Origin of the sequence: Serratia sp. root2, assembly GCF_031931805.1 — a bacterium.
Taxonomy (GTDB): domain Bacteria; phylum Pseudomonadota; class Gammaproteobacteria; order Enterobacterales; family Enterobacteriaceae; genus Serratia; species Serratia inhibens.
This window is the reverse complement of record NZ_JAUJXB010000005.1, coordinates 50,348-64,356: the sequence shown is the minus strand read 5'-3', so window position 1 is coordinate 64,356 and position 14,009 is coordinate 50,348. Positions and strand designations below refer to the sequence as shown.

At 56.7% G+C, this 14,009-nt stretch carries 12 protein-coding genes; 4 read left to right on the top strand and 8 right to left on the bottom strand.

Going from position 1 to position 14,009, the window contains the following annotated elements; all coding sequences use genetic code 11:
• Window positions 1-95 precede the first annotated feature (95 nt).
• Window positions 96-1,349, top strand: coding sequence for a valine--pyruvate transaminase (locus QZQ97_RS19765; protein ID WP_311994835.1), 1,254 nt, complete (start codon window positions 96-98; stop codon window positions 1,347-1,349).
• Window positions 1,350-1,397: 48 nt separating this feature from the next.
• On the opposite strand, the gene QZQ97_RS19760 is transcribed toward QZQ97_RS19765, so the two are convergent.
• From QZQ97_RS19760 to ibpA, 3 genes are all read right to left on the bottom strand, one after another.
• Window positions 1,398-3,056, bottom strand: coding sequence for a putative transporter (locus tag QZQ97_RS19760; RefSeq protein WP_311994834.1), 1,659 nt, complete (start codon window positions 3,054-3,056; stop codon window positions 1,398-1,400).
• 166 nt (window positions 3,057-3,222) lie between these two features.
• Complete coding sequence (gene ibpB, locus QZQ97_RS19755; protein ID WP_013810933.1) at window positions 3,223-3,651, bottom strand: small heat shock chaperone IbpB; 429 nt, start codon at window positions 3,649-3,651, stop codon at window positions 3,223-3,225.
• Window positions 3,652-3,754: 103 nt separating this feature from the next.
• Window positions 3,755-4,168, bottom strand: a complete 414-nt coding sequence (ibpA, locus tag QZQ97_RS19750; protein ID WP_311994833.1) for a small heat shock chaperone IbpA — start codon at window positions 4,166-4,168, stop codon at window positions 3,755-3,757.
• Window positions 4,169-4,471: 303 nt separating this feature from the next.
• Between ibpA and QZQ97_RS19745 the strand changes: the two genes are divergently transcribed.
• A complete protein-coding gene (locus QZQ97_RS19745) occupies window positions 4,472-4,816 on the top strand; it encodes a YceK/YidQ family lipoprotein (protein WP_311994832.1) in 345 nt (114 codons plus the stop codon).
• Window positions 4,817-4,851: 35 nt separating this feature from the next.
• Here QZQ97_RS19745 and QZQ97_RS19740 read toward each other — a convergent pair whose 3' ends face one another.
• A complete protein-coding gene (locus QZQ97_RS19740) occupies window positions 4,852-6,132 on the bottom strand; it encodes a DUF3748 domain-containing protein (protein ID WP_311994831.1) in 1,281 nt (426 codons plus the stop codon).
• 218 nt (window positions 6,133-6,350) lie between these two features.
• Here QZQ97_RS19740 and QZQ97_RS19735 point away from each other — a divergent pair, with 218 nt between their 5' ends.
• Complete coding sequence (locus QZQ97_RS19735) at window positions 6,351-7,319, top strand: threonine/serine dehydratase (protein WP_311994830.1); 969 nt, start codon at window positions 6,351-6,353, stop codon at window positions 7,317-7,319.
• Window positions 7,306-8,247, top strand: coding sequence for an ornithine cyclodeaminase family protein (locus QZQ97_RS19730; protein WP_311994829.1), 942 nt, complete (start codon window positions 7,306-7,308; stop codon window positions 8,245-8,247). The genes QZQ97_RS19735 and QZQ97_RS19730 overlap by 14 nt, the downstream gene beginning before the upstream one ends.
• Window positions 8,248-8,291: 44 nt before the next feature.
• On the opposite strand, the gene yidA is transcribed toward QZQ97_RS19730, so the two are convergent.
• The 4 genes from yidA to dnaN all read right to left on the bottom strand — a co-directional run bounded on the left by yidA (window position 8,292) and on the right by dnaN (window position 14,005).
• The gene (gene yidA, locus QZQ97_RS19725; RefSeq protein ID WP_311994828.1) at window positions 8,292-9,107 is read right to left on the bottom strand and encodes a sugar-phosphatase; all 816 of its coding nucleotides are present in this window, start codon (window positions 9,105-9,107) and stop codon (window positions 8,292-8,294) included.
• A 123-nt stretch (window positions 9,108-9,230) separates the two neighbouring features.
• Complete coding sequence (gene gyrB, locus QZQ97_RS19720; RefSeq protein ID WP_311994827.1) at window positions 9,231-11,645, bottom strand: DNA topoisomerase (ATP-hydrolyzing) subunit B; 2,415 nt, start codon at window positions 11,643-11,645, stop codon at window positions 9,231-9,233.
• Window positions 11,646-11,663: 18 nt separating this feature from the next.
• A complete protein-coding gene (recF, locus tag QZQ97_RS19715; RefSeq protein ID WP_261432855.1) occupies window positions 11,664-12,749 on the bottom strand; it encodes a DNA replication/repair protein RecF in 1,086 nt (361 codons plus the stop codon).
• Window positions 12,750-12,904: 155 nt separating this feature from the next.
• Entirely contained in the window at window positions 12,905-14,005 is a 1,101-nt protein-coding gene (gene dnaN / locus QZQ97_RS19710) for a DNA polymerase III subunit beta (protein WP_006321766.1), read from the bottom strand.
• Window positions 14,006-14,009 lie beyond the last annotated feature (4 nt).

Here is a 14,009-nt window from a genome sequence, read left to right as displayed (position 1 = left end):
TTATTCCCGAAGGTTAATTTATGTACCGCATTGCGCCGAAAATTATCTGACGGTATGGTGGGCGATTACCTGCTAAAAACAATACTGTTGCACCTATGACTTTTTCACTTTTCGGCGACAAATTTACCCGTTACGCGGGCATTACCCGTTTAATGGATGACCTGAACGAAGGCCTGCGCACGCCCGGCGCCATCATGCTCGGCGGCGGCAATCCGGCGCAAATTCCAGAGATGGAAAGCTACTTCAAACAGCTGTGTCAGGACATGCTCGACCAGGGCAAACTGACCGAGGCGCTGTGTAACTACGATGGCCCGCAGGGCAAAGACGCCTTGCTGAAAGCCCTGGCCACTTTGCTGCGCGACGAGCTGGGCTGGCAGATTTCACCACAGAATATTGCACTAACAAACGGCAGTCAGAGCGCATTTTTCTACTTGTTTAACCTGTTTGCCGGGCGTTATGCCGATGGCAGCCGCCGCCGCGTGCTGTTCCCGCTGGCGCCGGAATACATCGGCTATGCCGACGCCGGGCTGGACGAGGGCCTGTTCGTTTCGGCCAAGCCCAATATCGAGCTGCTGCCGGAAGGCCAGTTTAAATATCACGTTGATTTCGAACATCTGAACATCGGCGACGATATCGGCATGATCTGCGTGTCGCGCCCGACCAACCCAACCGGTAACGTGATCACCGACGAAGAGCTGATGAAGCTCGATCTGCTGGCGCAACAACGCAATATTCCACTGGTGATCGATAACGCTTACGGCGTGCCGTTCCCCGGAATTATTTTCAGCGAAGCGACGCCGCTGTGGAACCCAAACATCATCCTGTGCATGAGTTTGTCCAAGCTCGGGTTGCCCGGCTCACGCTGCGGTATCGTGATTGCCGATGAGAAAGTCATCAGCGCCCTGACCAACATGAACGGCATCATCAGCCTGTCACCGGGCAGCATGGGGCCGGCGATGGCAGCGGAAATGATCGAACGTGGCGATTTGCTGCGCCTGTCGAACGAGGTGATCCGCCCGTTCTACAAACAGCGTGTTGAACACACCATCGAGATCATCCGCCGTTACCTGTCGCCAGAGCGTTGCCTGATCCACAAACCGGAAGGGGCGATTTTCCTTTGGTTGTGGTTCAAGGATCTGCCGATCACCACCGAATTGCTGTATCAGCGCCTGAAAAAACGCGGCGTGCTGATGGTGCCGGGCCACTACTTCTTCCCGGGGTTGGAGCATGAATGGCCGCATACTCACCAGTGCATGCGGATGAACTACGTGCCGGATCCGGAGAAAATTGAGCGTGGCGTAGCGATTTTGGCGGAAGAGATCGAACGCGCGCATCAGGAAGCGAGTTAACGTCTGAGCCGGGGCGCAGTTGGCAGGTAAAAGCTGCGTCCCGGCACGTTACATCGCCCAAAACAGCACCGCCAGCAACTGCGGCGACATGATGCGCAGAAACATCGCCAGGGGATAAACCGTGGCGTAGGACAGCGCGGCAGCCCCGCTGGTCGGGTGCAGGCCGTTGGCGAAAGCCAGCGCCGGCGGATCTGTCATCGAACCTGCCAGCATGCCGGACAGCGTCAAATAATTCATCTTGCCCACCACCCGTGCCAGCACGCCCACGCTGAACAACGGGATGGCGGTAATCAACGCGCCGTAACCAACCCACGCCAGCCCTTCGCCGTGCATCAGGGTATCGACAAAGTTACCTCCCGATTTCAGCCCCACCACCGCCAGAAACAGCACAATACCCAACTCGCGCAGCGCCAGGTTGGCGCTCGGCGGCATAAACCAGTACAGCTTGCCAATGCTGCCGATTCTCCCGAGGATCAATGCCGCCACCAACGGCCCGCCGGCCAGCCCCAGGCGCAATGCCGCCGGGAAACCCGGTACAAACAGCGGGACAGAACCCAGCAACACCCCCAGCCCGATGCCGATAAATACCGGCAGCATCTGCACCTGTTGCAGTTTCTGTTGAGCGTTGCCGACGATAGCCGCGACCGCTTCGATCGATTCCGGCCGGCCAACCAGGTTGAGGATATCGCCAAATTGCAGCGTAACGTTGCTGCCTGCCACCAGTTCAACCCCGGAACGGTTGAGGCGCGAGATCACCACGTCATATTTTTGCTTCAGGTTAAGATCGCGGATTTTGCAGCCCAGTACCTTCTCATTGGTCACCACCGCCCTCACCACCTGTAATGCCGTGCCACGCGTTGACAACGAAACGTCCACCTCTTCGCCAATCACCAGCCGGGCATTTTCCAGGCTCTCGCGCTTTCCTACCAGATGCAGATAGTCGCCCAACTCCAGCCTCTCGAGCGGCGCGGGCACCATCAGCAGATCGCCGCGTTTCAACCGTGAACAGATGATGTCCTCCCCGTTCAGCAGCGGCACATTTTTTATCGCCATTCCCTGCAGATTGGGATTACGCACCGCCACGTTCATGGTGTGCAGCAGTTCGCGGTGATTGCCCAGACTGTTTTCAAACGCCTGCGCTTCCTGATCGATATTGATGCGGAAGAACAGGCGGATCAGCCACATCACCAGCAGAATGCCGCAAATACCGAACGGATAGGCCATGGCGTAGCCCATCCCCATGCGATCGACCCATGCCGGATCTGATCCCAAATCGGTAAGAATTTGCTGCCCGGCCCCGAGCGCGGGGGTATTGGTGACCGCCCCGGAAAATACGCCGAGAATGATTGGCAGCGGTACGGCAAACAGCTTGTGAACCACCGCCGCCACTACGCCGCCAACCAGCACCAGTAAAATGGCGAAACCATTGAGCCGCAGCCCGGACACCCGCAGGGAAGAGAAGAAACCGGGCCCCACCTGAATGCCAATGGTGTAAACGAACAGGATCAGCCCGAATTCCTGAATGAAATGCAGCATGTCGCCGTTAAGACTGATTTGCCAGCGCTGAGCGAAATGCCCCACGATAATGCCACCGAACAGCACCCCGCCAATGCCCAGCCCGACGCCATACACCTTCCAGTTACCCATCCACAGCCCGAGAACGGCCACCAATGCCAACATGCTGACGGTCAGGGCGATATCGCTCATAGGTCACATCCTTGCCAGAAGTTTAACAACAGACTTGCGGTTAAAGACACACGGTTAGCATGGATTTTGACATAAGCAGGAAAGGGGGAATGTGGGTTGCACCACAGAATGCAACGGGGGAAGTCCTTTTGGACTTCCCCCGTGTTATTGCCTATTTTTCAGCCTGTTACTGGGCTTCTAATCCCGGCGTGGTGCCGATGGCAATACGTTGTGGCTGCAAGGCATCCGGTACCTGACGCACCAGATCGATATGCAACAGGCCGTTTTCAAACTGCGCTTCAGAAACCTGCAAGTGCTCGGCCAGCGTGAAGGTCAGAGTAAACTCTTTGCACACCAGCCCCTGATGCAGATATTCCACCTGTTTTTCCGGAGGGGTCGGCTTACCGCTCACGGTCAGGCGTGGACCTTCCACTTCAATATTCAGTTCGCTTTGTTTGAATCCGGCCAGCGCCAGAGAAATACGATAGTGGTTGTCGTCGCTTTTCTCGATGTTATAAGGCGGGAAGCCCTGGGGTTCCTGGCCGCCCATTGAGCTGGCCAACTTGTCAAAGCCAATCCACTGACGCAGCAAAGGTGACAGATCGTAATTACGCATGATGTAAACTCCTTCTATGAAGCGAGATGATGTTTAAGCGCCCCCTGACGGCGGGCAAGTTAACATTTAACACCAGCGAGACGTTTCGCTGATGAAATAAGAATTATTTAATTTCAATCCGGCGCGGTTTTAATGTTTCCGGCACGATGCGCTCCATATCGATATACAACAACCCATTTTCCAGCTTCGCACCTTTAATTTTGATATGCTCGGCCAGCTGGAATTTACGCTCGAAGTTTCGCTCGGCAATACCTTGATATAAGTAGGTTCTTTCAGCAGGTTCATTATTATGGGCGCCACGCACAATCAGCAAATTGTCCTGGGTGGTGATCTCCAGTTCCTGCTCGGCAAACCCGGCCACCGCGATCGCAATGCGATAATGATTTTCATCCACCAGCTCAACATTATAAGGTGGGTAGCCACCATTCCCCTGGCTCTGCCCGGCCTCAAGCGCGCTAAACAAACGGTCAAAACCAATGGCGGAACGGTATAGCGGGGAAAGATCGAAATTGCGCATAAAACAGCCTCCTAAGGCACTTCAGCGAGGTTTAATAATTAAGCCTTCCACTCTGGACAGACTAATAATAAGAATTTCCTTACGGCAAATTCTTAATTTGTTTCTGATAAGAAAATGGGGGTTGATTTCATCATTTCAACCGGCTGCGATCAAAAAAATGACAATCAGTTCGGCGAAAGTTTTTTTATCCCTTACAATAAAGTGAGAGAGCCGCCACAGAGCGTGACCTTGCTCCTTTTAAAACATCGACAAGATGTTATAGATCAGCAAATTTTGGGGAACAGCACCCTGCAGGATGGAATAATGAAAACGATAAAAGTGATAGCAACCAGTTTCATACTGCTGGCAACCAACGGCTGCTCCAGCGTCATGAGCCACACCGGCCCGAATCAGGGCTACTATCCAGGTACCCGCGCCAGCGTGGGTATGCTGAAGGACGACAACACCAGTTGGGCGATGATGCCGTTGGTGGTATTGGATCTGCCCTTCTCAGCCGTGATGGACACCGTACTGCTGCCGTACGACTATATGCGCTCCGGCAGCGACGACACCGCCGACTCACCGAAAGCACGCATCCTGCGCGGCGAAGAGCAGAACCTGGCAGCCAGCGGCGATCCCAGCCATGCAGCCAACGTAGCCGCACATTAAGAGACCTTGCGCGGGCTGCCCGGCCCGCGTCCTGATCACACCTCAGCCACAAAAATCTGGCTGAACCCCTCAACCTCGCGCATAAATGCCACGTGGTTACCGTCCGGCGAAAAAACAATGGCATCGCCCGACGGCGGCAGCGCAGTGCGTTGCGTCAGACGCTGCATGCGGCCGCTGGCCACCTCGCACAACATCAGGCTGTTATCACACACCAGCGCGATCCGCCCACCCTGCGGGTGCCAACTGAACGCAGACTGGATCCCGTGTTCGCCCCGGGTAATTTGGCACGGCTCACCGCCGTTCGGCGAAACCGTCCACAGTTGCACTACGCCCTCGTCATCCTTCATCAGAAAGGCAATCATGCTGCCATCAGGCGAGCTGCGCAGCCAATGGCGCGGCACGGTGACGACACCCGGGTAACGACGCCGGCCAGTAAAGGTCAGGCGACGCTGGCGCACGCCCAAAGGGGGAGCGGGTAAATGGCTCGAGGTGCCCTGCAGCGGTCGGGAACCGGCTTTGGCGTAATCGGCGTCGTCGTACGGCAGGTCGACAATAAACACTTCCGGCAACTTTTCGTCGGCAGCGGAACGCGTATCGCCGATAAACGCCAGTGCCCAACGCTGTTGGCGTCCATCAGGCCGGGCATAGCCGCATTGTCCGACCCAACCCTCTTCATAGGCACGGCTAATCTGGTCACTGCCCGGCTGCGGTTGTGGCGTGGTCTCACTGACCAGCACGCAGTAATGGCTGCCATCATATTCACGCGGGTGTTGCTTGGGTGGATTTACGCCCTGCAACGGCACAGCCACACCGACGTTACGCAAATCCAGTGCCGGGTCCAACTCATGCATCACATGGTCGTTATAGGTAAAACTCAGGCGGCTGCCGTCCGGGCTGAAGACGTGGACATGAGTGCCGCCGCGCAGCGCCCCGGGGGTATAGGGCGCGGTGATATCCATCGCATCGAGAGTAATGGCCAGTTCACGATCCGGTTCGCTGACGACCACGCCACGGCGGTGATGAAAATCGTAATGCCAAACGCTGTCCGGGTGTTCCGGGCCGTGAATAAAAGCGTAACGGGCCGGCGCGTCCGGACTGACGGTTACCACACCCACATGTGCGCCGTGCTGGGCGCGATATACCACCTCTACCTTGCCGCTGTTGGCATTCACCCGTTCAATACTCAGGCCGGTAAAGGAAGCGCCGTTCGGACGCACGTCGTAAGCCAGCCACTGGCTGTCTGGCGTCCAGACGTTGATATTGGTTAACTGGTGTCCACGCGGATCAAAAGTCAGCTGTTTTTCCCGATAGCTCATGACGGCTCCCCTGCACATGCTGGCGCTAAGTCACCATCTTACCGGATTGGACAATGGCTTCACATCGCCCATCAGGGCATTTTCCGTCGGTGAAGGGGTTTACAATAAATACAATAAAGTACAATATGGATTTTTTAGTCTATATCAATAATTAATGCCCATGTGGCAACTCAGGCCAGAAATGGCCATCAACTCGATGAAAAATAAAAGGAACCGGTATGAGCAGCTTATTTGACGCAATTGTTTCCGCCCATCAGCAGTTGCGTCCCCAGGTACGCGTGACTCCGCTGGAGCGCAGTGTGCTGTTGTCGCAACAGCTGGGTTGCGAGCTGTATCTGAAATGCGATCATCTGCAGCCAACCGGTTCATTCAAGTTTCGCGGTGCCAGCAATAAACTGCGGCTGCTGAGTGACGAGCAGCGTCAACGCGGGGTGATCGCCGCCTCCAGCGGTAATCACGGCCAGGCGATGGCGCTGGCGGGCAAACTGATGGGCGTCAACGTGACGGTCTATGCGCCGGAAACCGCCGCCGCGATCAAGCTTGAAACCATCCGCGCTTTGGGCGGTAAAGTCGTGACGGTGCCGGGGGACGCTCTGAAAGCGGAACAGGCAGGCGAGAAGGCGGCCCAGGAACAGGGCAAAGTGTATGTCTCCCCTTATAACGACGAGCAAGTGATCGCCGGCCAGGGCACCTGCGGCATGGAGCTGATCGAACAGCAGCCGGATCTGGATGCGGTGATTATCGCCGTAGGCGGCGGTGGCTATATTTCAGGTATTGGCACCGTACTGAAGCAACTGTCGCCGAAAACCCAGCTGATAGCCTGTTGGCCAGAGAATGCCACCAGCATGTACAGCGCGCTGGAAGCCGGCCATATCTTCCCGGTAGAAGAACAGGAGACCTTGTCCGACGGTACCGCCGGCGGTGTGGAACCTAACGCCATTACCTTCCCACTGTGCCAGCGGCTGATCGACCGCAAAATTCTGGTCAGTGAAAAGGAAATCAAACGGGCGATGCGCCAGATTGCCGCCAGCGATCGCTGGATTATTGAAGGCGCTGCCGGGGTGGCCCTGGCGGCGGCCATCAAACTGGCACCGGAATTTCAGGGAAAAAAAGTGGCGGTAGTACTGTGCGGAAAAAACATCGTGCTGGAGAAATATCTCAAGGCCATTGCCGATGAAAATCATTAACCAGCAACAGATAATTGACAGTTTCGACGCAGATAGCATCACATCACTGCTTAAATCTGGATTTATTGCTTACTCAAGGCAACAGGTGCAACAGCCGCCGGTACAGCATTTCCTGTTTGAGCAGGCCGCAGGCGACTGCTGTATTAAATCGGCGTGGCTGGAAGGCGATGAGCAGTTTGTCGTCAAGGTGTCCGCCGGTTTTTACCGCAACCCGGCGCAAGGGTTGGCCAGCAATCAGGGGTTGCTGATGGCCTTCTCTGCGTTGACCGGCGAACCGCAGGCGCTGCTGCTGGACGAAGGCTGGCTGACCGCGTTACGTACCGCGCTGGCAGGGCGTATCGCCGCCGAGCTGTGCGCCCCTGCGGACATCCCGGCGATCGGCATCGTCGGCTGCGGCATGCAGGCCCGGTTGCAGCTGCAGCAGCTAAAACCACTCACTCCGTGCCGTGAAGTCTGGGTGTGGGGGCGTAGCGACCCGGCTCTGCAAGCCTTTCGCCACGATGCCGAAGCCGAGGGTTTCCGGGTGCATACCACGCAGGATGCGGCGGAGCTGGCGGCGCATTGTCGGCTGATTGTCACCACCACCCCCAGCCGCGAGCCCATTTTGCAGGCGGCGGATATTCAGCCTGGCACCCATATTACGGCGATTGGCGCAGACGCCAACGGCAAGCAGGAGTTGGCGACCGATTTGGTGGCCAGAGCGGATCTGTTGCTGGTTGATGCTTTGTCGCAGTGTGCCGAGTATGGCGAGATCGCCACCGCTTATCGGCAAGGTTTGCTGACATCAAAACCGATCGTTGAATTTGGCGCAGCTCTGGCGCAGGGGGGAAGGCTGCGCAGCAGCCCGCAACAAATCACTATTGCCGATCTTACCGGGCTGGCGATTCAGGACGTCCAGATTGTGAAAGGCATTTTAGCACGGCTCTAGCGCGCTTCAGGGGCGCAGGCGCGCCCCTGGGGTGCAACAACGCCTCAGGCGTTCAGCACGAACTTCTCGATGGCGCGCGCCACGCCGTCTTCAGTGTTGTTGGTAGTCACGAACTGCGCCGCCGCTTTCAGTTCCGGGATGGCATTGCCCATCGCTACGCCAACGCCGGCGTACTCGATCATCGCGGTATCATTGGCCTGATCGCCCAATGCCATCACGTTTTCCTGCGCAATGCCGAGGTGTTCTGCCAGCATTTTCACCCCGGTGCCCTTATCAACCCGTTTATGCAAAATCTCCAGGAAGTAAGGCGCGCTTTTCAGGATGGTGTAGCGCTCCCGAGTCTCAGGAGGAATGCGCGCAATGGCATGATCCAAAAGTTCCGGCTCGTCGATCATCATCAACTTCGGGAAGCGAGTCTGGCGATCCATCTCCTCTACGCTGCGGTATTTCAACGGAATGCCGGTCATTTCCGACTCGTGCACGGTGTATTTGCCGATATCTTTGTTCGGGGTATACAGGGTATCGAAATCGAACGCCTGGAAGTGGACGCCAAACTCCCGCGCCATCTGCTCGAAGTGGAGATAATCCTCGAAGCCCAGGGTTTCCTGCAGGATGCAGGCGCCGTCGACCGCCTGCAGCACCAGCGCGCCGTTGTAGGTAATGCAGAAATCACCGGAGCCCTGGATATCCAACTGACGCAGATAATCCTGAACGCCGACGTAAGGCCGCCCGGTAGCCAGCACCACGTGAACCCCTTTGCGGCGCGCCTCGGTGATGGCCTGCTTCACCGCAGGCGTTATCTGGTGCTGCGGATTAAGCAACGTGCCGTCCATATCGATCGCAATCAGTTCAATAGCCATTCCAGCTTCTCCCAGTGGTTTTTTCCCATGCTAACGCGTTTCAGCCCGCGTTGTCAGCGCCAAAAAAGGCGTAAAAAAATCCGCGCAAGTCACCCGGCGCGGATTTTCACAGCCATTAATGCGTTAGATATCGATATTTGCCGCTTTCAGGGCATTTTCTTCGATAAAGGCACGACGCGGTTCGACCGCATCCCCCATCAGGGTGGTGAACAGCTGATCGGCAGCGATGGCGTCCTTCACGGTCACGCGCAGCATGCGGCGGCTTTCCGGATCCATGGTGGTTTCCCACAGCTGCTCAGGGTTCATTTCGCCCAGACCTTTATAACGCTGTACCGACAGGCCACGGCGTGACTCTTTCACCAGCCACTCCAGCGCTTGCTCGAAGCTGTCTACCGGTTGACGGCGCTCGCCGCGTTCGATGAAGGCATCTTCTTCGATCAGACCGCGCAGTTTTTCGCCCAGCAGGCAGATTTTGCGGTATTCGCCGCCGTGGAAGAACTCGAAATCCAGAGGATAGTCGGTATCCACACCGTGGGTACGGATGCGCAGCACCGGCTCAAACATCTGGCGTTCGCGATTTTCGAAGATCACCGAGTCATAGCTGCTGCCGTGCTGCTCATTATCGTTCAGCAGTTTTACCAGCGATTCAATCCATGTCTGGACTTTGCTCTGATCGGTCAGATCGCTTTCATTCAGGGTTGGCTGGTAGATCAGGTTGTTCAGGAGCGCGCGCGGGTAACGGCGTTCCATACGACCGATCAGCTTCTGCACGCTGTAGTGCTCGGCCACCAGTTTTTCCAATGGTTCACCGGCAAGCGCCGGCGCGCTGGCATTGGTATGCAGGGTTGCGCCGTCCATCGCGATGGCGATCTGGTACTGATCCATCGCCTCGTCATCTTTGATGTACTGTTCCTGCTTACCTTTTTTCACCTTGTACAGCGGCGGCTGGGCAATGAACACATGGCCACGCTCAATGATTTCCGGCATCTGGCGGTAGAAGAAGGTCAACAGCAGCGTACGGATGTGCGAACCGTCGACGTCGGCATCGGTCATGATGATGATGCTGTGGTAGCGCAGCTTGTCCGGGTTGTACTCGTCGCGGCCAATGCCGCAGCCCAGCGCGGTGATCAGCGTCGCCACTTCTTGCGAAGACAGCATCTTGTCGAAGCGCGCCTTCTCGACGTTGAGGATTTTACCTTTCAGCGGCAAAATCGCCTGGTTTTTACGGTTACGCCCCTGCTTGGCAGAGCCGCCCGCAGAGTCCCCTTCCACCAGGTACAGTTCGGACAGCGCAGGGTCACGTTCCTGGCAGTCCGCCAGTTTGCCCGGCAGGCCGGCCAGATCCAACGCGCCTTTACGACGGGTCATTTCACGCGCTTTACGCGCCGCTTCACGGGCACGCGCCGCATCGATGATTTTACCGACGACGATTTTCGCATCGCCCGGGTTTTCCATCAGATAATCGACCAGCTTTTCGTTCATCAGCGTTTCAACCGCGGTTTTCACCTCGGAGGAAACCAGCTTGTCTTTGGTCTGAGAAGAGAACTTGGGATCCGGCACCTTCACCGAAACCACGGCAATCAGGCCTTCACGCGCATCATCGCCGGTGGCGCTGATTTTAGCCTTTTTGCTGTAGCCTTCTTTATCCATGTAGCTGTTCAGGGTACGGGTCATCGCGGTACGGAAACCGACCAGATGGGTACCGCCATCACGCTGCGGGATGTTGTTGGTGAAGCAGTAGATGTTTTCCTGGAAACCGTCGTTCCACTGCAACGCCACTTCCACACCGATATCGTCTTTCACGGTGGAGAAATAGAACACGTTGGGGTGGATTGGGGTTTTATTTTTGTTCAGATACTCAACAAACGCCTTGATACCGCCTTCGTAGTGGAAGTGGTCTTCTTTGTCCGTGCGTTTGTCTTTCAGGCGGATAGACACGCCGGAGTTAAGGAAAGACAGCTCACGCAGGCGCTTGGCCAGAATATCGTACTCAAATTCGGTATTGTTGGTGAAGGTTTCATAGCTTGGCCAGAAACGCACCGTGGTGCCGGTCTGATCGGTTTCACCGACCACTTTCAGCGGTGCCTGCGGTTCACCCATGGCATAGGTCTGTTCATGCACCTTGCCTTCACGGCGGATCACCAGTTCCAGTTTCTCCGACAGGGCGTTAACAACGGAGACACCCACGCCGTGCAGGCCGCCGGATACCTTGTAGGAGTTGTCGTCAAATTTGCCGCCGGCATGCAGCACGGTCATGATCACCTGCGCTGCGGAAACCCCTTCCTCTTCGTGAATACCGGTCGGGATACCGCGACCATCATCCTGTACCGAAACAGAGTTATCGGCATGGATGACCACCTGAATGTCACTACAGTGGCCAGCGAGTGCTTCGTCGATAGCGTTGTCCACAACCTCGAATACCATGTGGTGCAGACCGGTGCCATCATCGGTGTCGCCGATATACATGCCCGGGCGCTTACGCACCGCATCCAGCCCTTTTAATACCTTGATACTTGAGGAGTCATAAGAATTCGACATCAACGTTTCTCGCTCATTTTAGTCCTGTGGTTGAACCTCTATTTTACCTTGTTCCACGCGGAACATCTTGCCCTTTTCACCGGCCATATCGGTCACTTGCTCAGCGCTCACGGCGCTGACAAAGACCTGGGCCTGGGTGGCTTTCAGGCGATCGGCCAGTAACCGGCGACGGCCGGTGTCCAGCTCGGAGGCAAAATCATCAATCAGATACAGGCAACGCCGCCCGCTCTGCCGGGTGAGAAACTCACCCTGCGCTAAGCGCAACGCGCACATCAGCAGTTTCAGCTGACCGCGCGATAACAAATCCTCTACCGGCGTGCCGTCGGCACGTATGCGGAAGTCCGCCTTATGCGGCCCCACTGCGGTATAGGTTAACGCCCTGTCGCGCTCAAACTGGCGCTCCAGCAGCTCTCCGTAGTCGCTCTCTTTGTCCCAGCCGCGCTGGAAAGAGAAACTCAGGGCAAATTCGGGCAAGAACTGCGCGCATGTCGCGGTGATATCCGCGGCAATCGCGTCGCTGTAGGCTGCCCGCCACTCGCTGATACGCTCGGCCAGCGGGATCAATTCCTGATCCCAGGCGCGGAGCTGCGCATAGCGACTGACCTGGCGCAGCGCGGCATTGCGCTGCTTCAGTAACCTTTTCAGGTTGCTCCAGGCGGTGAAAAAACCGGGTTCGTTATGAAAACAACCCCAGTCCAGGAAGGCGCGCCGGAATTTCGGCCCGCCGTTTAGCAGGGTAAAACCTTCGGGGGTGATCAGCTGCATCGGCAATAGTTGCGCCAGTTCAGCCACTTTGTGGCCGTCGCTGCCATCGATACGTACCTTGCTGTCCCCCTGACGGCTCTTGCTTAATCCTACGGATATTTCACGTTCTGCGCCGTCAATGCGGCCGTGCAAAATGAACTCCGGCTGGTCGTGGCGGATCACCCTGCCGGCCTGCAGGCTGCGAAACGCGCGCCCGTGGCCAAGGGTATACACCGCCTCAAGTACGCTGGTTTTCCCACTGCCGTTGGCCCCAACCAGGAAATTGAATCCCGGCGCCAGAGCCAAATCCGCCGCTTCAATATTGCGGAAATCTTTAATCAGTAAACGCGTCAGAGCCATGCTGCAGTTATCTTAATCATCGAACAACCCAGGGCGTAATCGTCGCAGGCCATTTGCGTGCGGCCAGCGCGCAGCAACCGGAGCGTACACAGAGTACGTGAGGATTGCGAGCACTGCCCAATCGCAAAGGGGCAAGTATGATAGCCCGATAATTTCTACAACCGCATCGGCATGACGACGTACGCCGCAGCCTGACTCGCACCGTCTTCGATCTGCACGCTGGAAACCGAATCGGTCAACAGCAGACGCACATCTTCACACTTGAGCGCATTCAACACATCCAGCACGTAGCTGACGTTGAAACCAATTTCCATCTCGGTGCCGTCGTAGCTGACATCGAGGATCTCTTCAGCTTCTTCCTGCTCAGGGTTGTTGGCGGTGATCTTGAGCTGGTTCTGGCTCACATACAGACGCACGCCGCGGAACTTTTCGTTCGACAAAATGGCCGCTCGGGCAAACGCCTGCTTGAGCAGATCGCAGCCGGCTTCCAGCGTTTTGTCCGGATTCTTCGGCAATACGCGGCGATAATCAGGGAAACGGCCGTCAACCAGCTTGGAAGTGAAGATAAAATCACCGACGTGAGCGCGGATGTTGTTGCTGCCGATCTGCAACTGCAACAACGTATCGCCACCGTCCAGCAGACGCACCAGCTCCATCACCCCTTTGCGCGGCACGATCACCGAATGCGAAGGCAATTGCTGCCCGATAGGCATTGAACATACCGCCAGGCGGTGACCGTCGGTCGCCACGGTACGCAGTTCTTCACCTTCGGTTTCGAACAGCATGCCGTTTAAGTAGTAGCGCACGTCCTGATGAGCCATCGAGAACTGCGTGGCCTCAATCAGACGCTTCAACGTCGCCTGCGGCAGAGTAAATTCAACTTCGCTCTGCCAGTCGTCCAGGTTCGGGAAATCCGCCGCCGGCAGCGTAGAGAGCGAGAAGCGGCTGCGGCCGGAACGCACCAACATACGTTCGCTTTCAAGCGTTACGGTGATCTCGGCCCCTTCGGGCAGACCACGGCAGATATCAAAGAATTTACGCGCGGGGACGGTAGTCGCGCCCGCTTCATGGGGCTGGGACAGGGCAACGCGCGCCACCATCTCCATTTCCAGATCGGTACCGGTCAACAGCAGGGAGCCTTCCGTCACCTGCAGCAGCAGGTTACCCAGAATTGGCAGCGTTGGGCGGCCGCCCAACGGGCTGCTCACCTGTTGCAGCGGTTTTAGCAGATGCTCACGTTCAACGATAAATTTCATAGCG